The organism is Paractinoplanes tereljensis (genome assembly GCF_016862435.1).
In the GTDB taxonomy this organism is placed as follows: domain Bacteria; phylum Actinomycetota; class Actinomycetes; order Mycobacteriales; family Micromonosporaceae; genus Actinoplanes; species Actinoplanes tereljensis.
The window spans coordinates 1-22,207 of sequence record NZ_BOMY01000047.1 but is presented as its reverse complement, the minus strand read 5'-3'; the positions used below and the strand labels follow the sequence as shown (position 1 = coordinate 22,207).

At 70.4% G+C, this 22,207-nt stretch carries 15 protein-coding genes and 1 pseudogene; 6 read left to right on the top strand and 10 right to left on the bottom strand.

The features are described from left to right. Positions 1-39: 39 nt before the first annotated feature. The 4 genes from Ate02nite_RS36760 to Ate02nite_RS36745 form a co-directional block, all read right to left on the bottom strand. Positions 40-6,180 (bottom strand): RHS repeat-associated core domain-containing protein, encoded by a 6,141-nt coding sequence (locus tag Ate02nite_RS36760; RefSeq protein ID WP_203812523.1) that lies wholly within the window; start codon positions 6,178-6,180, stop codon positions 40-42. Between the two features lie 14 nt (positions 6,181-6,194). After that, positions 6,195-10,466 (bottom strand): LamG domain-containing protein, encoded by a 4,272-nt coding sequence (locus Ate02nite_RS36755; protein ID WP_239147983.1) that lies wholly within the window; start codon positions 10,464-10,466, stop codon positions 6,195-6,197. 165 nt (positions 10,467-10,631) lie between these two features. After that, positions 10,632-12,179 (bottom strand): PAS domain-containing sensor histidine kinase, encoded by a 1,548-nt coding sequence (locus Ate02nite_RS36750; protein ID WP_203812521.1) that lies wholly within the window; start codon positions 12,177-12,179, stop codon positions 10,632-10,634. 27 nt (positions 12,180-12,206) lie between these two features. Then, a complete protein-coding gene (locus Ate02nite_RS36745) occupies positions 12,207-13,244 on the bottom strand; it encodes an SIS domain-containing protein (protein ID WP_203812606.1) in 1,038 nt (345 codons plus the stop codon). 163 nt (positions 13,245-13,407) lie between these two features. Here Ate02nite_RS36745 and Ate02nite_RS36740 point away from each other — a divergent pair, with 163 nt between their 5' ends. Next, positions 13,408-14,931, top strand: a complete 1,524-nt coding sequence (locus Ate02nite_RS36740) for a tetratricopeptide repeat protein (RefSeq protein WP_438871302.1) — start codon at positions 13,408-13,410, stop codon at positions 14,929-14,931. A 4-nt stretch (positions 14,932-14,935) separates the two neighbouring features. On the opposite strand, the gene Ate02nite_RS36735 is transcribed toward Ate02nite_RS36740, so the two are convergent. After that, on the bottom strand, positions 14,936-15,151 hold the full coding sequence (locus Ate02nite_RS36735; protein ID WP_203812519.1) for a biotin/lipoyl-binding carrier protein: 216 nt from the start codon (positions 15,149-15,151) through the stop codon (positions 14,936-14,938). 127 nt (positions 15,152-15,278) lie between these two features. On the opposite strand from Ate02nite_RS36735, the gene Ate02nite_RS50060 reads away from it, so the two are divergent. Beyond that, complete coding sequence (locus tag Ate02nite_RS50060; protein WP_369814844.1) at positions 15,279-15,353, top strand: 50S ribosomal protein bL37; 75 nt, start codon at positions 15,279-15,281, stop codon at positions 15,351-15,353. A 45-nt stretch (positions 15,354-15,398) separates the two neighbouring features. Here Ate02nite_RS50060 and rsrA read toward each other — a convergent pair whose 3' ends face one another. The 5 genes from rsrA to Ate02nite_RS36710 form a co-directional block, all read right to left on the bottom strand. Beyond that, positions 15,399-15,686 (bottom strand): mycothiol system anti-sigma-R factor, encoded by a 288-nt coding sequence (rsrA, locus tag Ate02nite_RS36730; RefSeq protein WP_203812518.1) that lies wholly within the window; start codon positions 15,684-15,686, stop codon positions 15,399-15,401. A gap of 6 nt (positions 15,687-15,692) precedes the next feature. After that, positions 15,693-16,475, bottom strand: coding sequence for a sigma-70 family RNA polymerase sigma factor (locus tag Ate02nite_RS36725; RefSeq protein WP_203812517.1), 783 nt, complete (start codon positions 16,473-16,475; stop codon positions 15,693-15,695). 67 nt (positions 16,476-16,542) lie between these two features. Beyond that, complete coding sequence (locus Ate02nite_RS36720; protein ID WP_203812516.1) at positions 16,543-17,145, bottom strand: alpha/beta hydrolase family protein; 603 nt, start codon at positions 17,143-17,145, stop codon at positions 16,543-16,545. Between the two features lie 33 nt (positions 17,146-17,178). Then, a complete protein-coding gene (locus Ate02nite_RS36715) occupies positions 17,179-17,574 on the bottom strand; it encodes a WhiB family transcriptional regulator (RefSeq protein WP_203812515.1) in 396 nt (131 codons plus the stop codon). 192 nt (positions 17,575-17,766) lie between these two features. After that, positions 17,767-18,447, bottom strand: coding sequence for an SOS response-associated peptidase (locus Ate02nite_RS36710; RefSeq protein ID WP_203812514.1), 681 nt, complete (start codon positions 18,445-18,447; stop codon positions 17,767-17,769). Positions 18,448-18,525: 78 nt separating this feature from the next. Between Ate02nite_RS36710 and aroA the strand changes: the two genes are divergently transcribed. The 4 genes and pseudogenes from aroA to Ate02nite_RS36690 all read left to right on the top strand — a co-directional run. Further along, positions 18,526-19,818: a 3-phosphoshikimate 1-carboxyvinyltransferase gene (gene aroA / locus Ate02nite_RS36705; protein WP_203812513.1), complete on the top strand. Its 1,293-nt coding sequence runs from the start codon at positions 18,526-18,528 to the stop codon at positions 19,816-19,818. Between the two features lie 2 nt (positions 19,819-19,820). Further along, positions 19,821-20,891 carry a ribosome small subunit-dependent GTPase A gene (rsgA, locus tag Ate02nite_RS36700; RefSeq protein ID WP_203812605.1) on the top strand — a complete coding sequence of 357 codons (1,071 nt, stop codon included), beginning with the start codon at positions 19,821-19,823 and terminating at the stop codon, positions 20,889-20,891. Between the two features lie 18 nt (positions 20,892-20,909). Continuing rightward, positions 20,910-21,713, top strand: coding sequence for a histidinol-phosphatase (hisN, locus tag Ate02nite_RS36695; RefSeq protein WP_203812512.1), 804 nt, complete (start codon positions 20,910-20,912; stop codon positions 21,711-21,713). 145 nt (positions 21,714-21,858) lie between these two features. Continuing rightward, positions 21,859-22,207 (top strand): annotated as a pseudogene (locus Ate02nite_RS36690) (hypothetical protein); the annotation flags it as partial.

Genomic DNA, 22,207 nt, shown 5'->3' with positions numbered 1-22,207 from the left:
TACCTCCTGGTCAGTTGTCCGATCCGGCCACGCCGGTCTCTAGAACATGTACTTACGGAACAGGTACATGAAGCGATACCACGGGTTGGTGCTCCAGCGGCCGCCCGGGTAGTAGTCGACGCCGCGCGGGAACTGGCGAGGTGAATAGCGCTTCTGGCAACTGGTGCAGATGCCGCGCTCCTTCATCACCTTGTCCTTGCCCCGCCCGAACCAACCCTTCGCCCGGGTGAAGCGGACCTGCTTGTCCTTCAGCCCGAGCTTGTTCTGGGCGCACTGCTCGGCACAGCCGCCGGTGCCCCGGCCGGAGTGCCCGGCCGCGGTCTCCCCGGTCTTCGGGTTGTAGGCACCGGTGTAGGTGCTCGCCCAGTTCTGGCCCTTGCCCTCGATGTAGTCGTCCCGGGTCTTCTCGGCGGCGGCTTCCATCTCGGCGCGGCTCTTCCGTTTGAAGAAGTCCGCACCCTTCTTCAGGCCGCCCTTGATCGCGCCCTTGGCCGCGCTGATGCCGCGGACCGCGTTCTTCGCCTGCCGGACACCGGGGATCATCCCGGCCACGCCGACCGCGCAACCGAGGTTGTCGCCGCCCACGCAGCCCTTGATGGTGTCGATGGCCCCGGCGACCGCGGCTACCGCGCCCGCCGCCGCCGCGACGATCTGGGCCGGTGGTGGCAGGAAGGCCGCGACCGTGGCGATGGTGCCCGCGACGTTGGCGATCGTGCCGGCGTTGTTGACCACGGCCTTGGTCGCACTGACCGCCGCACTGGCGACCGAGCTGGCCGCCTTCTGGATGCCGTTCTTGAGCGCACCCCAGAACAGCCCGTCCGGGTCGGAGAAGGTGGCCGGGTTGTTGTTGGCGTAGGCGTACGGATGCAGGCGTTGCGGGTCGTACTCGTCCACCTCGGGGTCGACCGAGATGAACGCACCCGTCCTCGGGTCGTAGAACCGCGCGCCGAGCAGGATCAGCCCGGTCGGATCCTTGACCCCGCCGACGAAGTCACGCTGCCCGGACGGCCACTGCTCGGTGGTGCCGCGCGAGTTGCCGTACGGGTCGTTGTACTTGACCGTGGACACTCGGGTGACCGAGTTGATCGCCCAGGCGGCCGAATCCTGCTGGTCCGCCCCCAGCCAGATGATGTCGCCCTTTTTGCTGGTGCTGTCGGTGCGGGAGGCGACCGTGTCGCCGCCGTGCTCGTAGTAGCGGGTCGCGGTGGTGCCCGCGGTCGGCGTGGTCGTGTACTCGTGGCCGTAGATGAAGATGCTGGCCGCGCTGCCCGGGTCGATCCGGGCGATCCGGTTGCCGTCGACGTCGTACACCATGGTGGTGTCGCCGTCCGGCCCGCTGATCTTGGTCAGCTTGTCGTGGGCACTCCAGGTGTACGTCTCGGTCCGGTTGCCGATCGTGCGAGTTTCCAGGTCGCCCCGGACGTTGTAGCCGTAGGTGTCGACCTGCCCGTCGGTGGTGACGTTCTTCAGCTCGTGCGAGGAGCCGTCGTAGGTGTAGTTGGAGGTCTTGCCGGTGACCCGGTCGGTCGCCGAGGTCCGCGAGCCCTGCTTGTCGAAGGTCCAGGACTTCCAGTACGGCGCCTTACCGCTCGCCGCCGGGGTCCCGCACGCGGTGTTCACCTGCGACCAGGCCTGCGTCAACCGGCGAAGGTAGTCGTAGGAGAAGCACTGCACGTCCTCCTCGCCGGCCCGGGCGTTGTTGTCCTCGTCGATCGGCCGGTTCGCCATCGAGAGCACGTTGCCGGCGGCGTCGTACGTGTACTTCAGGGCCGCGACGTTCGGGACGGTGCCGTCCCGGTCGAAGTAGAACTCCTGCAGACGCCGGGTGGCGTCGTCGTAGACGTAGTTCTGGTAGGCCTGCGGCTTGTCCCCGACCGGCGTGCCGAGCCAGCGGTTCAGCACCTCGCCGTACGGCGAGTAGGTGCTCCGGTCGACGTAGGTGCGGACCGCGCCGGACGGCGACGAGGTCCCCGCCAGCTTGACCACGTTGCCCAGGTCGTCGTAGGTGCGGGTGAGGATCTCCCGCTCCATCGGGCCGACCTTCGGCAGGCTGCTGCGCCACTGCAGGCCGTTCACCGTGTAGGTGTGCGTGGTGACGTAGGTGCCGGCCAGGGCGGTCAGCCCGGGCATCGACGGGATGACCGACTCCTCGTCGACGACCTGGTACGAGTCGTTGTACTCGTAGACCTCGCGGCTGAAGGAGTAGCCGTTGACGATCGACGTCGACTTGGTCGGGTGACCCTTGGCCACGGTGTCGTACGTCCAGGTGGCCGACTTGGTGCCGTTGAAGAAGCGTTCCTTCTGCCGGCCCAGGTCGTCGTAGGTGGTGGCGACGATGTCGCCCTTGGCGTCGGTCGACTTCACCACGTCGTCGGCGTTGTTGTACTCGACCGTCGTGGCGCCCTTGTCCGGGTCGGTCGTCTTGACCTCACGGCCACGCAGGTCGTACTCGTACTTCCAGGTGAACCCGTCCTTGTTGACCGTGGCCAGGTCACCGCGCGGGGTGTAGGTGTACTTGGTCGCGTCGAAGTCGCCGGCCGGGACGATGCCCTGGAACTCGCGCTTCTCGATGACGTCGCCGTCGGCGTTCTCGATCTCGACGGTCGGGGTGCCCCCGGCCGGCGGGGTCACCGCGGTCTGCCACCCGGCCGAGCTGCCGCCGTACGCCGTGGTGGTCGCCCACTTGCGGACGTTGTACGACCAGAGCGCCTTCTCGGTGACCTGCCCCAGGCTGTCGTAGGAGTTGACGGTCCGGTTGCGGTCCTCGCCCGGCGTGACCTCCACCCGGTTGGTGGCCGGCTTGCCGAACGCGTAGACGTCACCCGACTCGACCTCGACCTGGCCCCGGTCGTTGTACCCGGTGCCGGTGATGATCCGGGCGTCCTTGCCGTCGGTGGTCTTCTGCGCGTCCTCCTGCGTCTGCACCGTCCGGTACAGCGAGTCGAACAGACCGATCTCGGTGACGTAGTTCCCGTTCGGCCCGAGGCGCTTGGTGGTGACCGCGAGCGGGCCGTTGTTGCGAATCAGGTACCCGAACTCCATGTTCGGGGTGGCGCTGGCCTTGGCCCGGCCCGGCAGCCACACCTTGGTGAGCCGGCCGAGGCCGTCCCGCTCCAGGTCGGTGCGCTTGCTGTTGGCGTCCAGGATGGACGTGGGCTCGGCCCAGGCCGGGTCCTGATCGGTGATCACCTTGTGGCCGAGCGGGTTGACCGTCGTCGTCTGGGTCACCGGCCCGGGACCGGCCGGGGTGTAGGCGGTGGTGGTCACCTTGCCCAGTTCGTCGGTCTCGCTGGTCTTGCGGCCGAGCGCGTCGAACCCGGTCCGGCCGGTGGTGGTGTACGCGGCCGCCCCGCCGGTCCAGGCGTTGAGCGTGTCGACCCGGGTGGTCAGGCCCTTGGCGGGCGCGGTGCCGAACGTCTCCGACTTGTCGTAGAAGGTCTTGGTGTCGGAGATGACGTCGGCCGGCCGGGAGACCGACTCGGAGCAGGCCTTGGCGACCTTCTCCTCGCGGGACACCAGGCCGCGCAGCCAGGGGTCGTCGTTGGCCACGTAGCTGAACCGGGTGCAGGATTCGTCCGCGCCGCGCTCGGAGATCTCGGTGACGTTGCCTTCACCGTCGTACTCCGAACGCGTCTCGGTCTGCTGCCAGACGCCCGCCGCGAGCAGCTTGCGGCTCTTCTGCACAGACGGCGCGACCCGGTACGCCTTGTCGCTGCCGCCGGTGCGGCTGCGGGTCGCGGTCTGCTTGACCCAGTACGCCGTGGCCTGCGCGTCGACGACGGTGCTGCCGTCGAGGTGCGCCTCCTCGAACGGGGAGCCGGCCAGCGCCGGATGGTCGTTGTAGCTGTTTCCGGCCGCGTCGGTGACCTGCACGCTGCGGGTCTTGTCGTCCGGCAGCGGCTGGTCGTCGAGACCCCGGTAGAAGCGCTTGCGAGTGGTCAGCACCTTGCCGGTGTCGGTCTGCCCGACCCGGGTGATGACCTGGGAGTAGCCCCGCCACTGGCCGTACGTGCGGTGCTTCTTCTTGGTGAACTCGCTGTCGTCCCAGCCCCACAGCACGTTGCCGTTGCTGCCCTCGTTGGAGTACGCGTAGCGGGTGAGGATCGGCGGCTGGTCGGCGGTGCGGTCGCTCTGGGTGACCTCCCGGACGACGTACTTGCGGAACCAGTCCCGAGTCGGGTCGAAGTAACCGTCCGGCGTCCAGTAGACCGGGTAGCAGAGCCGCGTGTTGCTCTCCACCGCCGGCAGGTCACCGGCGTCGCAGTCCGGGTCGGAGTACGTGACGTGGATGTCGGCGCCCGACTCGGTGCGGATGTTGTCGATCCGCCAGCGGGAGTACAGCTGGGCACCGGCGATCGCGTTCACCTGGTTGGTCATCTCGATACCGGTGAAGACCACCGGCGGATCGGTGACCGTGCCGCCGACGTGGCCGGCGTGGGTGATCGACTTGAGCCAGAGCGAGGCCGAGGTGGCCGACTTCGGCTCCTTGAACTCCTGGTCCAGGGTCCACGACTCGACCGGGTTGAAGGTGCTGCCGCTGCGGACCTGCGTGGTGATCTTGGTGAGCCGCTTGATCGAGAAGAAGACCGGAGCGAGCTTGTCGGTACACGGCTCGGCCAGGCACTCCTTGTCCCACGGCGCGTCCGGCCAGTTCGCCTTGACCGGCTTGTCGTCCTTGTAGCACTCGGTGGTGCACCGGTCGGCGGTGCTGAAGACCACCCGGGCGGTGGCCGCGACGTCCGGGAACGCGGTGTTGAGGCCGTAGTCGATCCGCTCGAGGTTGCCGCCCCGGTCGAACGAGACCCGGTTGGCCTTGTCGCCGGCCGCGCCGTAGTGCCCGGTCTCCTTCTTGTAGTAGTACCGGGTCATGTTGCCGTGGACGTCGACTTCCTTGTCCAGCAACCAACGCCAGGCCTGGTTGCAGGAGGAGTCCTTGTACGCGTCGGCGTGACAGGTCTCGCCCTCGTGGTTGCCGAACACCGGCACGGTCAACCGCGAGCTGGAGGTGCCGACCTCACCGGCGAACCAGTGCCGGGTGCCGTCCGGCGTCGTGATGATCCAGTACTCGGAGGTGGCGTCGCTCTTGGTCGCGACCGAGCCCTTGTACTCGACCTTCCAGTTGGCGTCCTGAGCCGGCCGCCAGGCGCCGGTGTCGTCGTCCTTGACCAGGGTGGTGCTGGTGCCGCCGAGCGAGACGGTGATGTTCGGCGACTTCTCCTTCCAGCACTGGTCGGGAGCGGTCTTCTTGTCCTTGTTGTTCGGGTCCTTGTCGTCGGCCTTGTCCCGGTCGTCGACACACGCGACGTAGGAACGCTCGATCAGGCCCGGCGAGTAGTCCCAGCCGTCGCCGGCCCAGGACGCCTGGTTGTTGCGGCCGGCGGTGCGGCCGTCGACCATCTGCGACGAGTAGCCCAGGCTGATCTGCGGTGTCGGTCCCGGTGCGGGCGGCAGCGCGATGTCGTTGGTGTAGGTGAAGCCGCCGGAACTGTCGCCGACCGTCCAGGAACCGGACGCCTGCAGGTCACTGGCCTTGTAGTCGCCCTCGCCCGACTCGGTGTCCGCGGCCAGCGCGACCATCGTCGTCGCCGAGGCGGACAGGGACAGGGCGGTGGACAGGGTGTTGCCGTTCCGCCCGGTCTCGATCGGGGTCAGGTCCTGGCACTCCGGCTTGTCCGGTGTGGTCGCCGCGCAGGCCGGCAGCTGGGCCAGGTTCAGCCGGCTCGCCCAGTTACCGCCGTACAGGCCGGTGAAGGTGTCGAAGTCGACGGTGGCCTCGACGTCACCGGCGCTGTCCGCCTCGACGGCGAGGACCGGGCCGCTGAGGCCGAGCTTGGTGGACTGCTCCTCGGGCAGCGTCGATACCCGTACCCGGGACGGTGCCTTTTTGCTTTTGATCGGTCGGACCGTGACCGGGATCGACCCGGCGCGGGCCGAGACGGCCCCGCCGGTCAGGGTGATCTCGGCGGAGCCGGCCGAGGGCCAGCGGCCCTTGGCCGATCCTTTCCAGGCGCCGCCGTCCGCAGGCAGCGGCGCATCAACGATCTTGACGGTGCCGAAGTCCTTGGCGGCGACGGACTGCGAGTCCCGTTCGCCGTTCAACTCCTCGGCCACCCAGTGATAGGTCAGGAACGACGTCAGCATCAGCGCCGCCGCACCCAGGGCAAAGCCCTTGCGTTTCATCGAGTTCTCCCGGATCAGGCGTGCGCGAAGGTGCCGAAGAGGTCGGCGTCGACCGTGGAGGTCCACACCCGGACGTCGTCGACGACGCCGCCGAGGTAGTTGGATCGGGCGCCCGCGGTCGTGCCGGTGCAGCCGACCGTGAGGGGACCCGCGGCGTGCCACGGCGCGGTGCTCACCGAGACCTCACCCTGCAGATCGCCGTCCACGTAGAAGCGCAGCTTCTTGGCCGGCAGATCGAAGACGGCCGCCAGGTGGGTCCAGGTGCCGGCCACCGGTGCGGCCTGCGACCGCACCTCGACCAGCGACGCCGCAGCGGTGTCCGCACTCGGCATGACGACCCGCCAGCGGCCGGCGTCGGCGAAGTACTCCATCCGGAAGCCCTGCCGGACCCCGCCGGACTGGGACACCACGGTCCGGGTGCCGGTCAGCTCGTCGACCGCGACCCAGGCCGCCACCGAGAACGAGCCGTCGGTGCGAACCGCCGCACTGCTCGTCTCGGCGCACGAACCCACCGCCAGGGCCAGGCCCAGAGCGCCGTTACGGCTGGCGGCCCGGTCCTGCTCCCAGGTGTAGGCGCCGGCCACCGTGAGGTCCCGGGCGTTACCGGAGGTGTCGTTCAGGTTGGTCGGCGAGTCCGAGCGCGGACCCTCCAGCGGCCACTGGCCCTCCAGCTTGACCGGGTTGTTGGCCTGCTTGACGGCGGTCGCCTCGGCCTCGGAGAGCGCGCCGCGCCACACCTTCACGTCGGAGATCGCGCCGCGGAAGTAGTCCTGGGTGACCCCGGCGTACTTGGCGCAGCCGATGGTGAGCAGGCCGGACGCGTTCCAGGGAGCGGCGGCCCGGGTCACCGTGGTGATCTTCGCGCCGTTCACGTACAGGGTCATCGACTTGGCCGTGGCGTTGTAGACGCCGACCAGGTGGGTCCACTTGCCGACGGTGGCGGCGAACGCGTCGGTCGTGCCGCCCGCCCACTCGGACGTCGACGTCTCGATGTCGGACGCCTTCATCGTCAGCGACCAGAACGGCACGCCCTGGCCGTTGGCCCGGGCCTGCAGGTAGAAGCCGCTGATCCGGGTGGCGTCGGTGGCCACGATGGTCTGGTTCAACGCGCTGGCGTCGTCGAGCCGGGCCCAGGCCGAGACCGAGAACGACTCGTCGCTGCGGACCACCGAACGCGGGCTGGTCGCGCAGCGGTCACCGCTGACGTACCAGGCCGAGTCGGGCCGGGCGTACTGGTCGGCGGTCCACTCCATCGGCGGTGCCGGCGGGGTGGTGGGCTCCGGGGTCGGCTCCTCGGTGGGGTCCTCGGTCGGCTCCTCGGACTCGTCCGGCACCTCGGGCGTGCCGGTCGGCTCCGGCTCCTCCGGGTTACCGGTGTCGGTCGGGTCCGGCGTGGGCTCGTCCGTCGGTTCGTCCGTCGGCTCCGGCTCCTCCGGCTCCTCGGTGGGCTCGGGCGTCGGCGGGGTGGTCGGGACCACCGGCTCCGGGACGGTCAGTTCGTAGCCGTGCTCGGCCCGGTCGGCGCCGGTGCCGCGCAGTGCCCAGGCACCGGCGATGCCGGCCGGCAGCTCATTGGCGGCCGCCTGGATCTGCGCCTCGCTGAGCAGGCCGCTCCAGAGGCCGACCTGGTCGATCGCGCCGATCATCGGCTTGGCATTGGCCACCGTGGACGTTCCGCTGCAGCCGATCAGCGTCTTGTAGCCGGCGTGCCAGGTGGTCACGGTGATCGCGGTCTCGGCGACCATCTTGCCGTTGACGTAGAGCCGCAGCAGCTTGCCGACCGGGTCGACGGTGACTGCCAGGTGCTCCCAGGTGTTCACCGCCGGGGCCGCCGGGCTGAGCACCGAGTTCCAGGTCGGGGCGGCGACGTCGGCCGAGGAGATGCCGAGGTTCCAGCGGTCCTTGGCCTTCTCGTAGTACAGGGCCAGCGCCTGCATGTTGGTGCCGGTCAGGGTCACCACCCCGCGGTCGGCGGCCTTGTCGGTCAGCTTCACCCAGGCCGAGACGGTGTACGGGGCATCGCTGCGCAGCACCGACGGGGTCCCGGCGCAGCCGCTGCCGTTGAGGTAGAGCGCCGCGCCACCCTTACCGAGCCGGTCGGTGCCGTACGTCGTACCGGAACCGGCCAGCGTGAGGTCCTTCTCGTTGGCGAACGGGTCCTCGTTGCCGTCGGAGTCACTCGTGCCGGAGTCGTCCCGCAGGTCGTACGTCATCCGGTAGACGCCCATCGGCACCACCGGCGTGACCCGCCCGGTGAAGACGTTGTAGATCGCGCGGGCCGAGTAGTTGGCCGCGTTGTCCCGGGCCCACACGTAGACCTGGGTGCGCCCGGTGTCCGGGGTGAAGGTCAGACTCGCCTTCCCGGACGCGGCGGTGAGCAGCGTCTGCTTCGCGTCCACGCCGATGCCGTACTCGAAGCGCAGCACGCCCGAACCGGCGTCGGTGGAGGCGAAGCTCAGCGTCACCGGCTGCCCGAGCACCGGAGTGCCCGAGGTCCGGGTGATCACCGGTGCGGAAGGCGGGGTGTGGTCCTGCCGGAAGTAGCAGGTGGCACTCCACCCGGTCTTGTCGGTCCCGTCGGTGCCGTAGACCTTCCAGTTGTAGGCGCCGTCGGCCAGCGCACCGGTAGTCCAGCCGGCCTCGGCGTTGGAGCCGACCGCGCCCGAGGTGTGGTCGGCCGGGGTGGTCGGGCCGTTCACGTCGAAGACGATCTTCACGGAGTTGTCGGCGTCGGCGGCCTTGCCGTACAGCGCCGGGGTGCTGTCGTTGATCCACGGGCCGGGCGACGTCTTGTTGCAGTTGCCGCCGGGCGACGAACGGACCGCCACCGGTGAGGTCGGCTTCGACTGGTACTCCACGGCCAGCTTGACCTTGCCGCGCTCGGCCTTGGCCCAGTGGCCACCGCTCTCGGTCTTCATCTTCAGGCCGAAGGTGATCGTGCTGGCGTTCCCGTCCGCGGCCACCTGCACCCGGGTCTTCACCGCGGCCGCGTTGAACTTGGCCCAGGACGGCTTCTGCCCGCTGCACCCGCTGTTCGCCTTGACCGTCTTGGTCTGCAGCGCGGCGCCGTGCAGCCACTTGCCCTTCATCCCGGTCCAGGTGGGCGTGTTGCCGTCGATCGCGTTGGTCTGCCACAGCTGCAGCGACTCACCCGCGCACCATGCGGTGTGGGTCAGGTAGACCTCGACGCTCGGCGTCTTGATGATCCGCTTGCCGCGGAGCGAGGTGACGTCGAACTGCGTGTGCGCGCGCCAGATGTCGCCGTAGTTGTCGAAGTTCGACCCGATCCGGATGACCTCGCGCGGCCAGGCGTTCCCGGAGGTCCACCTGGTGTCCGGGCGGGAGTCGTTGACCGGGATCCACTTCTGGTAGTACTTCGAGTACGTCGGGTCGATGTAGACCGGGAACCGCGCCGCGCCGTCCAGCAGGGCGGCGTCCGGTCGCACGGTCAGCCGCTTGCCGGTCACCTCGACGTCGACCTCGGCCTGCCGGGCGAGCCCGCCCGGGGCCTCGACGGTGGAGGGGTCGGCCACCGCCGTCTCGGAGGCAAGCTTGCGCAGCGTGCCGGCCGGGTCGGGCTTGGTGCGGGTGGAGTCCCAGGCCGCGGCGCGGGGCGCGCCGGCGATAACGCCGCGCGGGCCCTTGAGGACAACCTCACCGTTGGTCTCGGTCACCGTGGCGGAACCACCGATGCCGTACGCCGTGGCGCGCACCTTCGGGTTCTCGGCCGCTTCCGGGGTCTTCACCACAAGTACGTGCGAGAAGCCACCGGCGACCGCGCGCACCACCAGGTCGGCGCCCGGGTAGACCTCGGGGTAGGTGACCGCGTCGCCGTCGACCACCCCGGCCGGCAGAGCGTCGGGCCAGGTCAGCGAGAAGTCGGCGCCGCCCTCGCGATAGACGGCGAGGGGGCCGGAACCGCCGGCCGAGAACGAGACGTCGGCCGCGACCCGGGGCCGCAGCCGCCCGTCGGAGCCGGCCTGCAGGTTGAGATCGAGCGGGACCCAGCGCGAGTCGCGCTCGACCCGCTGCGGCTCGACATAGGACTCGAGCGAGAAGTTGCCGTTCGGCAGCGCGAGCACCTTGGTGGTCTCGTCGGCCTCGGAGAGCACCTCGACCGGCTTGCCGCAGAGCTCCGCGAGCCGCTGCGCCAGGGCCTCGGTCTCGCGTGCGGGCTCGGCCTCGGCCGTACAAGCGGCCTGGGCGGCGGTGCTAAATCCTACCGCCGTTATAGATGTTGCGAGGACCGCTAACGCGGATCCCATCGCAATCCGGACATGCGTCATCGACACTTACTGCTCCCCCGTGGACCATGACCGCGACAGGGTCCAGCTAGGGATTTCGAGCGCAAGGCATCGACGCCCAACCGGCCCCGTATCGGCAAGCGTGAGCCACGAAGTTAGAGCTTTAAGTAGACCTTAGTCAATAGTTAAGAACATCTACTTAGACTTTCATCTCTTTCCGAGCGGGACCACCAGAACGGCCTCGGTGCCACCGCCGGCCCGGTTGCGCAACTCGATGCTGCCGCGCAGCTCACCGGTGGCCAGGGCGCGGACGATCTGCAGGCCCAGGTTGCCGCTCGACTCGGCCCGGAAGCCCTCCGGCAGGCCCTGACCATTGTCGGCCACCGTCACGTGCAGCTGCTTACGGAACCGGTGCGCCGAGACGACCACCTCGCCGACCTCGACCCGCTCGGCGTCCAGCGGCACATCGTGCTCCGACGCCGGGAAACCGTGCTCGACCGCGTTGATCAGCAGCTCGTTGACCACGATGACCAGCGAGGTCGCGATCTCGGCCGGCAACACCCCGAAGGTGCCCTCGCGGCGCATCTTGACGGTGAAGTCGGTGGCCGCGACCTCGGTCGCGGCGGTGGCCACCCGGTCGACGATGCCGTCGAACTCGACCGCCTCGTCGCTGGACATCGAGAGCGTCTCGTGGACCAGCGCGATCGAGGCGACCCGGCGCACCGATTCCTGGAGCGCGACCTTGCCCTCCGGCGAATCGACCCGGCGGGCCTGCAGGCGCAGCAGCGCGGCCACCGTCTGCAGGTTGTTCTTCACCCGGTGGTGGATCTCCCGGATGGTGGCGTCCTTGGTCATCAGGGCGCGGTCCCGGCGGCGCACCTCGGTGACGTCGCGGACCAGCACCAGCGCGCCGATCGGCACCCCGGCCGGCAGCAGCGGCAGCGCCCGGGTGAGCACGGTGGCACCGCGCGCCTCCACCTCCTGCCGGGGCGGGAACTCGCCGCGCAGCGAGGCCAGGATGCGCTCGGCGGCGTCGTTGCCCTCCAGCGGGTCGGCGGCGAGCCGGCTGGTCAGGCCGGAGAGCTCCTCGCCGACCAGGTGCGCGTTGAACCCGAGGCGGCGGAAGGCGGACTGGGCGTTCGGGCTCGCGTAGGTGACCTTGCCACTCGCGTCGAGCCGGATCAGCCCGTCGCCGACCCGCGGCGCCGAGGTGGTCTCGCCCGGGTGCCGAGGCGGCGGGAACGTCCCGTCGGCCACCATCTGGGCCAGGTCGTCGGCGGTGGTCAGGTAGTTGAGCTCGAGCTGGCTGGGGGTGCGGGCGGTGGACAGGTTGGTGTCCCGGCCGATCACCGCGATGACCTCGCTCCAGCCTTCCTCGCGGTCGGTCTCGTCCCGCAGGCGCACCGGGATGGCCTCGTGCCGGGCGGGGGTATCGCCGTACCAGACCGGGTCGCCCTCCCGCCAGATGCGCTCCTGGGTGAAGGCGATGTCGAGGTGTGCCACCTCCGGACCGCCGACGATCTTGCCGACCTGGTCGTCCTGATATGCCGTGGGGGCTGTGGTCGGCCGCACCTGGGCCACGCAGAGAAACTCGCGCGGCCGGCCCGGATCACTCCGGACCGGCACCCACAACAGCAGGTCAGCGAACGACAGGTCGCTCAGCAGCTGCCAGTCCCCGGCGAGCCGGTGCAGGTGGTCGATGTCGGCGGGGCCGAGGCGGGTGTGCTCCTCGGCCAGATCACGGAGCGTGGACACAACCCCAAGACTGCCACGGTCATGTTTCTAGAGGGTTGTGGTGACCTTCTTGAGCCCGCGTGGCGCGTCGGGATCCTCGCCCCGGGCCAGCGCCAGCGCCAGCGCCAGCTTCTGCAGCGGCAGGATGTCGAGCAGCGTGCTGTACCGCTCGTCGGCGACCGGAGGCACGGCCAGTCGGCCGGACGCGCCCTCGACGTCGCTGGCCCCGATGGTGACCACGTCGGCGCGGCGCTCGGCGAGCCGGTTGACCACGTCCCGCATCGACCGGCCGCCCGGTCCGTCGCCGACCACGGCCAGCACCGGCACGTCCGGGTCGGTCATCGCGAGCGGGCCGTGCAGCAGGTCGGCCCCGGAGAACGCGAGGGCCGGCAGGTAGGACGTCTCCATCAGCTTCAGGGCGGCCTCCCGGGCGGTGGGGTAGGCGTAACCCCGCGCGGTGGTGACCATCCGGGAGGCGAACCGGTAGCGCTGGGCCAGGTCGTCGGCGGCCGGGTCGGCCAGCGCGTCCTCGGCCAGCTGGGGCAGCTTGTCCAGGGCCGCCCGCTCGTCGTCCGGCAGTCGCCCGTCGCCGGCCCGCACGCCCTCGATGAGCAGCAGCAGCGCCAGCAGCTCGGCGGTGTAGGTCTTGGTGGCGGCGACCGCCCGTTCGTGCCCGGCGGCCACGTCGATGGAGAGCTCGGCGGCCTGGGCGAGCGGCGACTCGGGGTTGTTGGTGACGGCGAGGGTGAGCCCGCCGTTCTCCCGGGCCGCGCTCAGCACGCCGGTGAGGTCGGGCGAGCCGCCGCTCTGGCTGACCCCGACGACCAGGGTGCCGCGGAAGTCGGGCCGCGCGCCGTAGAGGGTGATCGCGCTCGGTGAGGCGCTGGCGACCGGCAGGCCGAGCCGGATCTCGGTGAGGTACGCCCCGTAGAGCGCGGCGTGGTCGGAGGTACCGCGGGCCACGAACATCACGTTCCGTGGCTTTCGGCGGGCCACCTCGGCGGCCACTTCGGCGATCGCGGCCGCGTGCTCGCCATCGAGCAGGCGCGCGAATCCGCCCGGTTGTTCCGCGATGTCCGCTGCCATGCCCTGGCCCCGCTGCGTCACGTTTTCCTCCCATGGTGAGCGCTTCTCCGCGCAGTTGCTGCGCAGTCTTGCAAGAAGTCGCTTACATCGTCAACGTTTCGAGCACTAATGCGCAAGAACTGGGACTGACATTCAGGCCCCTCTTCCCCTACTGTTCTCGTTCGTGGATGCACACCGCGCTCTTGAGCAGGCAAGATCCGCTTTGGCACGGGACGAGCCACAGCAGGCCGCTGACCACCTGGCCGGTGCGCTCAATCACGCGCCCACCCTCCCCGAGGCGCATGAGCTGCTCGGCCGCCTCGCCGCGCTGCCCGGCGGCGGTCTCACGCTGTTTCCGCTCGCCCCGCACGTCTCGGCCGGCGGGCTCGCCGCCCGCGCGCACCTGCTCGCCGCGGCCGGCCACCCGGACGAGGCCCTGCCCCTGCTCGCCGCGGCCAGCGGGCGCGCGCCCGGCTCCGACTGGGCCGGCGTGCCCTGGGTCGGCGACCCGGCGCTCGGCGTGCGCATCGATCCGGGCCTGCTCGTCCAACTTCTCATGCGGCTGTGCACCGCCGTGGGCGATCCCGCCCCGACCCGCACCCGCACCACGCTGCGGCCCTACCTGGACGTCGCCAAGCACGCCGTGCGGGCCAACCCCGAGCACGCCATGCTGCTCGGCGCCGGGTCGGCCCTGGCCCGCCGGATCGGGGAGACCGCGCTGGCCGTCGAGTGGGCGGCCCGCGGCGCCCGGGCCCGGCCCTCCAAGCTCGCCGAGATCTGGCTCGGTTACGCCTACCGCAGCGCCGGCAAGGTGCCCGAGGCCCTGGCCGCGCTGCGCCGGGCCGTCACGCACGACCCCGACGACCTCTCGGTGTACGCGGACATCGCCGGCACCCTCGCCGACAACGGCCGCCTCGAGGACGCTCTCAACTGGGTCGACCGCGCCCTCGAGCGCGATCCCGACTACGACTGCGCCGTGCACACCGCGCACCGGCTTCGGCACCGGGCCGACGGCGACCTCGCCCACCTGGTGCGGCTCGCCGACTTCATCCGCGACCACCCCGACGAGTCGCACGAGCACACCGATCTGGCCGACTGCTGCCGCGAGGTGTCCTGGCTCAGTGGCACGCCGGCCGCCGCCCCGCTGCCCCGCGGCCTGGCCCGGGCCGCCGAGGAGCCGTCCGCCGACGCCGTGCACCGGCTGCGGCAGGTCGCGTCGCTGTCCTGGGCCCATCCCCCGGCGGCGTACGACGCGGCGATCCCGCTGATCCTGGTCCAGCCGTTCGACCTGCTGGCCGTGCTCGCGCACCCGCCGGCCGACGTGGCCGCCGCCGAGATCTGGGCCTGCCTGGGTCTGCTGCACCACGGCGCCGAGGATCCCTGGCTCGACTCGGCACGCCGCAAGATCCTGCTCGACCTGATCGACGGCGGGCTCGACCGGGTCACCGAGGCCGCGCTGTTCGCGCTGATCGTCTCGGCCTGGATCGACCCCGAGGCCCGCGCCGACGTGGCCGCGATCGTCGCCGGCCGGCTCACCGAGGTGGCCGGCCGTCCCGGGGCGCGCTCGGTGGCCGAACTGGCCCTGGCCACACCCGATCTCGACCCGGCCATGCGGGCGACGGCCGCGAGCATGATCCGGAGCGCGTCGGTGCCCCGGCAGCGCGGCCGCGGCCGCAACCGTCTGCTGCTGCGCTGGCGGCGGCAGTAAACCGCTAGCCGATGACCGCGATCAGGTCACCCTCCTGCACCACGTCGCCCTCGTGCACGGCCAGCTCGTTGACCGTGCCCTCGGACTCGGCGAGCACCGGGATCTCCATCTTCATCGACTCGAGAATCACGAGGGTGTCGCCCTCGGCGACGGTGTCCCCGGCGGACGCCACGACTTTCCACACGTTGGCCACCATCTCGGCCCGGATCTCGTCCGCCATCGGAACCCTCCTCGTCGAACGTTCGTTCAGGCCATCAAATCACGGATCTCAGTCCGGCCGAGTCCGGCCCGGCTCGGCACGCCGACTACGATCGGGCCGGGAAACATGCAACGAACAGGAGTTCACCATGGCTAAGAAGTCGCGCAAGAAGAAGGCCCGCAAGAAGAGCGCCGCCAACCACGGCAAGCGCCCAAACAGCTGAGCAAATACGAAAGGCCCGGCGATCACGCCGGGCCTTCGTCGTCTGTCAGGGAAGGTACTCCCTGGTCTCTACCTGCACTTCCAGCTGGTCCAGCTTGATTCGCAACCGCTCGCGCAACTCTCGCGGAGCCGTCTCGTCGCCGCAGCAACGGGCCACCAGGGCCTTCACCTCGTGCTCGATGCCGTACTCGCGCAGGCATCGCGTGCAGTCGTCCAGGTGCTTCTGGATCAGCGTTCGCCGGTCCTCGCTGCACTCCAGGTCGAGGTAGAGATAAACCTCGTTGAGGACGAAGCCGCAATCAGGCTCGAGTTCCTCGCCGTTCACGCCGCTCATCTCGCCTCACGCCTCCTGCGGTTCCGATGCTGTCCGGGTGATGCCCCGGTCGGCGGCGTATTGCTCGAGGAGCTTACGCAAATTGCGACGGCCGCGGTGCAGCCGGGACATGACCGTGCCGATCGGGGTACCCATGATGTCGGCGATCTCCTTGTAGGAGAAACCCTCGACGTCGGCAAGATAGACGGCAAGCCGGAAATCCTCCGGCAACTGCTGGAGCGCGTCCTTGATGTCGCTGTCCGGCAGGCGGTCCAGCGCCTCGGTCTCGGCCGACCGCAGACCCACCGACGTGTGCGACTCCGATGACGCCAGCTGCCAGTCCGTGATCTCCTCGGTCGGAGCCTGGACGGGCTGACGCTGCTTGCGCCGGTAGGAGTTGATGTAGGTGTTCGTCAGGATGCGGTACAGCCACGCCTTGAGGTTGGTGCCCTCCTCGAACTGGTGAAACGCAGAGAACGCCTTCAAGAACGTCTCCTGCACCAGGTCTTCCGCGTCGGCCGGATTGCGCGTCATCCGCAGGCCGGCTGCGTATAGCTGGTCCACGAAAGGCAACGCGTCCCGCTCGAAGCGCGCGCGGCGCTCCTCCGTACGCTCTGTCTGGGCCACCCTCAGCTCTCCCCTCGACTGCCGTGCCGAGGATACGGGTAGTGCCCCAGTAGACGCTGAGAAAACCGCCGGTGTGCTGACACTCACCAATGGCGTGGTTTCCGTCGCGGGCCATTCCGGGGCGGACAACAGCTTCTGCACCCGGTCGACCTCGCGGTCCTTGTACCTGACTTCGGCTCGCACCTGCTCAAACCCCTCTCGCCGGACAAGCTCGCGGGTCTTACAACCGTTTGTCCCGGCCCGGCATTCCTCAAGAAGCCCAGCCGTGTTGGCGGAGCCAAGTGAGGGCGAGGGTGGCGGTGCCGGTCACGTCCTTGCGGAGGTCGTGGGTTGCGCCGGGGCGCACGGCTACCTCGACGGAGGCGGTCGGGGTGGGCACGCCGAACGGGTCGCGGTCACCGTTCAGGACCAGGGTGGGCACGTCGACGGGCAGCTCGCCGGCCCGGCTCTTGTCCGGCTTACCCGGCGGATGCAGCGGAAACGCCAGGGCGAGAACCCCCGCGGCGCCGAGCGTGGAAGCGGTGCGGCAGGCGACTCGCGCTCCGCTGGACCGCCCGCCAAAGATCAACGGCAGGGTGGGTACGCGGTAGTGCTCGATCACCGCCGTCCATGCCTCGTCCAGTTGCCCGGCCGGCGCGGGCGCCCGGCGACCGGCGACACGATAGGGCTGGGTGACGAGCACCACCCGGACGCCCGCCGCCGAGGCCACGTCGCGCACCGCGATCAGGTCGGGCGCGTCGACGCCACCGCCGGCCCCGTGGCCGAGAAAGAGCAGACTGACGGGCGAGCCGGCCGGTTCGATGATGCGAATCCCGGCCGGCCCGCGCGGCGTGTCGATTTCGGTGCTGGTCACCGCCCTATGAAAGCAGCAGTGCCGACCAACGGATCAGCGACTCAACGGGATTAACGTGAGCAGCCGGCGATCCTCTTCATCGGCGTCGTCCTCGACGGCGGTGCCGTCCGGACGAACGCGTTCTCGCCAGGCGACGAGCATCGCGCGGCGCTCGCGCGGCGTGGTGCCGCCCCAGACCCCGTGACAGTCGCCGACCTGTAGAGCCCAGGCCAGACAGGGCCCCTGCACCGTGCACGTCCCGCAGAGCGATATGGCACTCTCGGACGGCTCGTTCGGAGCCGGAAAAAAGGTTTCTGGATCGACGCTCCGGCAGGCACCTCTAGTGCGCCAAGCCTCATCGGTGCGGCGTTCCTCGATCGCCTCGAGCAGTCGTGGATCGCGTCGAGCGATAGCCACTTCGTGCGGACGCGGCATACGAGCCCGTGTCATCAGCCCACCTCCCCCGTGGGACCGGTACAGCATGTGGTGGCCTGTCCGCACCGTGCGAACCGGCACCACTCCGGCGCTGGTTTCTATCGCACGGTAGAAGATCAGAACAAGGGGCTTATCTATCTCGAAACAAAGTTCGCCTTTGAAAATGCGCACATATCTCGACAAAGCCCGTTGTTGATCATGAAGAATTCAGAAGAGCGTTGCCTCCGCGACGGGCTGCACCAGTTCGGGTCCGTTGTTGCGCACATTGCCGACCGCGGGGCCCACCGGACGGACCGTGATCGCAGCGAGTTCACGCTCGGTCATCGGCTGTAGCAGCGCGTCGGCCTCGCCGCCGCCGGCCAGCCAGTCGGACCAGCGCTCGGGCGGCAGGATCAGCGGCATCCGGTCGTGCACCCGGGCCAGGCCGCCACGCGCGGCGGTGGTCAGCACGCTGCAGGTGAGCATTTTCTCCGGGCCCCACGGCGACCAGATGCCGGCCAGCGCGAGCGCCGAGCCGTCGGCCGGGGTCATGTAGAACGCCTGGCGCTCCTTGCCGGTGCGAACCCACTCGAACCACCCGTCGGCCGGGACCAGGCACCGGCGGCGGGCGAACGACGGTGCGAAGGCCGGGGAGGTGGCCACCGTCTCGGAGCGGGCATTGATCATTTTCGCGCCACCGCGCTGGTCGGCGGCCCACGGCGGCAGCAGACCCCAGCGCGCGGTGTCGAGCACTCGCTTGCCGTCGTGGCTCGCCGAGATGCGCACCAGCGGGACCGGATCGGTGGGCGCGACGTTCCAGCTCGGCCCCAGTCCCTCGGTGACGTCGGCGGCGTCGAAGAGGTCGCTGAGGTCGGCCTCGCTCCGCGTCGTCGCGTACCGCCCGCACATGAGTCGGTACGGTACGCCTTCCGACACGATCCCGGGGGGCGGGAATACGCCGCGAAAGTGTCGTACCGCGACGGCACAATGGCCACCGTGACTGCTGAACCTCGCCCCTGGCTCGCCCCGACCGCGTCGGCCCCGGTCAGCACGGTTGTGCGGCTCCCCGGCTCCAAGTCGATGACCGCTCGTGCGCTGATCCTGTCCGCCCTGTCCGACGGCCCGTCGGTGATCGAGCGGCCGCTGCGCGCGCGTGACACCGAGCTGATGGCGGCCGGGCTGCGCGCGCTCGGCGTCGCGATCGACACCACCGACGCCGAGCGGTGGCCGGTCGAGCCCGGCCCGCTGCGTGGTCCCGCCCGGGTCGACGTCGGCCTGGCCGGCACGATCATGCGGTTCCTGCCGCCGGCCGCCGCGCTGGCCGAGGGCGTGGTCGAGTTCGACGGCGACCCGCACGCCCGCAACCGGCCGCTGCGCCCGATCATCGAGGCCCTGCGCTCGCTCGGCGTGTCGATCGACGCGTCCGCGACCGGCGGCCTGCCGCTCACCGTGCACGGCGCCGGCCTGGTCGAGGGCGGCGAGGCGGTGATCGACGCCTCGGCGTCCAGCCAGTTCGTCTCCGGGCTGCTGCTGTCCGCGCCGCGCTTCACCAAGGGCCTGGTGCTGCGGCACGAGGGTCCACCGGTGCCGTCCGCGCCACACCTGCGGATGACCACGCACATGCTGCGCGCCGCCGGGGCCGCGGTCGACGAGTCGGTGCCCGACGTGTGGACCGTCGAGCCGGGTCCGCTGACCGGGCGCACCTGGGTGATCGAGCCCGACCTCTCCGGTGCCGCGCCCTTCTTCGCGGCCGCCATGGTCACCGGCGGAGCCGTGACGCTGGCCGGCTGGCCGGCCGAGAGCTGGCAACCGGTCGGCCGGCTGGCCGAGCTGCTCACCTCGCTGGGGGCCGAGGTGTCCCAGGGCCCCGAGGGCCTGACCGTGCGCGGCACCGGCACGCTGCGCGGCATCACCGCCGACCTGTCCGAGGTGAGCGAGCTGACCCCGGTGATCTCGGCGCTGGCCGCGCTCGCCGAGGGCCCGAGCGAGCTGCGCGGGGTGGCGCACATCCGCGGCCACGAGACCGACCGCATCGCCGCGCTCGCCGCCGAACTGAGCAAGGCCGGCGCCGGGATCACCGAGTTCCCCGACGGCCTGCGCATCGAGCCGCAGCCGCTGCGGGCGACCTCTTTCGAGACCTACGCCGACCACCGGATGGCGCACGCCGCGGCGGTTATCGGACTCGCCGTGCCAGGGGTAAACCTGACCGACGTAGCGTGTACGTCGAAGACGTTGCCCGAGTTCCCCGAACTCTGGGCGGGACTCGTGGCGAGGAGCTAGACCTGCCAGGACGCAAGCGGGAGTACGACGAGGACGACGTCCGGATCCGGCCGGGCCGATCGTCGCGCCCGCGCACCCGCACCCGGCCGAAGCACGACGACGCGGTCGACGCGCTGGTCATCACCGTCGACCGCGGCCGATACGGCTGCTTCCGGGAGGACGGCTCGCTCGACGACCCGATCATCACCGCGATGCGGGCCCGCGAGCTGGGCCGCAAGTCGGTGGTGGTCGGCGACCGGGTGGCGCTGGTCGGTGACGTGACGGGGGCGCCCGGCGCGCTGGCCCGCATCGTCCGGATCAGCGAGCGCACGTCGGTGCTGCGCCGCACCGCGGACGACGACGACACCACCCCCGAGGGCCGGCTGGAACGGGTGGTGGTGGCCAACGCCGACCAGCTGGTGATCGTCAGCGCGCTGGCCGACCCGACGCCGCGCACCGGCTTCATCGACCGCTGCCTGGTGGCGGCCTACGACGCCGGCATCGAGCCGCTGCTGTGCCTGACCAAGGCCGACCTGGCCGGGCCGGCCGAGGTTCTCGACTACTACGCCGAGCTCGACCTGCCGCACGTGCTGATCCAGCCCGACAGCGACCTGGCCGAGCTGCGCCAGCGCCTGGCCGGGCAGATCTCGGTGATGGTCGGCCACTCCGGGGTCGGCAAGTCCACGCTGGTCAACCGCCTGGTCCCGGACGCTTTGCGCGCGGTCGGCGTGGTCTCCGCGATCGGCAAGGGGCGGCACACCTCGACCAGCGCGGTGGCCCTGCGGCTGCCACCGGTGGGCCGGTCCCGCAAAGATCCGGGCTGGATCATCGACACCCCCGGCATCCGCAGCTTCGGCCTGGCCCACGTGAGCGCCGAGAGCCTGCTGCACGGCTTCCCCGACCTGGTCGAGGGCACCCTGGAAGACCAGCCCAACTGCGGTCACACCGGCAACGACCTCGAGTGCCGGCTGGACGCCTGGGTGGCCGGCGGCAAGGCCGACCCGCGGCGGCTGGCCTCCTACCGCCGCCTGCTCGCCTCCCGAGCCGGCGACCTGGACCACCGCGACCACCCCGACACGGAACTCCCGGCCTGACCGGCTACCGTGCCAGCCATGGCCGGATATGCCGACGACCTCTCGCTCGCTCACCTGCTCGCGGACACCGCCGACTCGATCTCGATGAGCCGGTTCCGGGCACTCGACCTGCGGGTGGAGTCGAAGCCCGACCTCACCCCGGTCTCCGACGCCGACACGGCCGTCGAGCAGGCCATCCGGGCCACGCTCGCCCGGGCCCGGCCGCGCGACGGCGTGGTCGGGGAGGAGTTCGGGCGCACCGAGGCGGCGGCCGGCCCGGGCACCCGGCGGTGGGTGATCGACCCGATCGACGGCACCAAGAACTACGTGCGCGGGGTGCCGATCTGGGGCACGCTCATCGCGCTGCTCGAGGGGGACACCCCGGTGGCCGGGCTGGTCTCGGCGCCGGCGCTGGGACGACGCTGGTGGGCGGCGCGCGGGCACGGGGCGTTCGCCGGGAAGCACCAGCACGCGGCCACCCGGATCAACGTCTCCCGGGTCGGCCGGCTCGCCGACGCCAGCTTCTGTTACGCCAGCCTGACCGGCTGGGCCGACACCGGTCGCCTCGAGCCGGTCGTCGATCTCGCGCTCAACGCCTGGCGGAGCCGGGCCTACGGCGACTTCTACGGGTACATGCTGCTGGCCGAGGGCGCCCTGGACATCATGATCGAGCCGGAGCTGTCACTCTGGGACGTGGCCGCGCTGATCCCGATCGTCACCGAGGCGGGCGGCACCATCACCGAGCTGACCGGGCGGCCGCCCGGTGACAAGACCGCGGCGATCGCCACCAACGGTCTCCTCCACGAAACCATCCTTACGGCGCTTGTCTCGCCCCGACGCTGACCCCCGAAGATCACGCAGGACGCATGGGGTGGGGGCAAATACCGACAAAAGGGTTTGCCAGGTTGGGGGTTAGCCGCTCGGAGGTGTGGGGAACTCGTCTATCGTGCGTCAGGTGGTGTCCTCCGGCTGGTTCTTCCTCGCCGCCATGATCTTGGCCTATGGCGTGGCTAACCTGCTGCAATCCGCCGCGGCGGCGCGCACCACCGTGCATCACACCTTCGACCCGGCGCTGCTCGTGCGGCTGGCCGGGCAGCGCACGTACCTGCTCGGCATCGGGTGTCAGGTGCTCGGGTTCATCCTGGCCTTCCTCGCGCGACGGGACCTTCCGCTGTTCCTGGTGCAGGCGAGTGTCGCCGCCGGGCTCGGGGTAACGGCTCTGCTCGGCGTACTCGTCCTGAAATGGAGCCTGCCCACCGCCGAGATCTTCCTGCTCACCATGCTGTTGGCCGGCATCACCGCCCTGGTGATGGCGGCCGAGCCGGCGCATTCGCGCC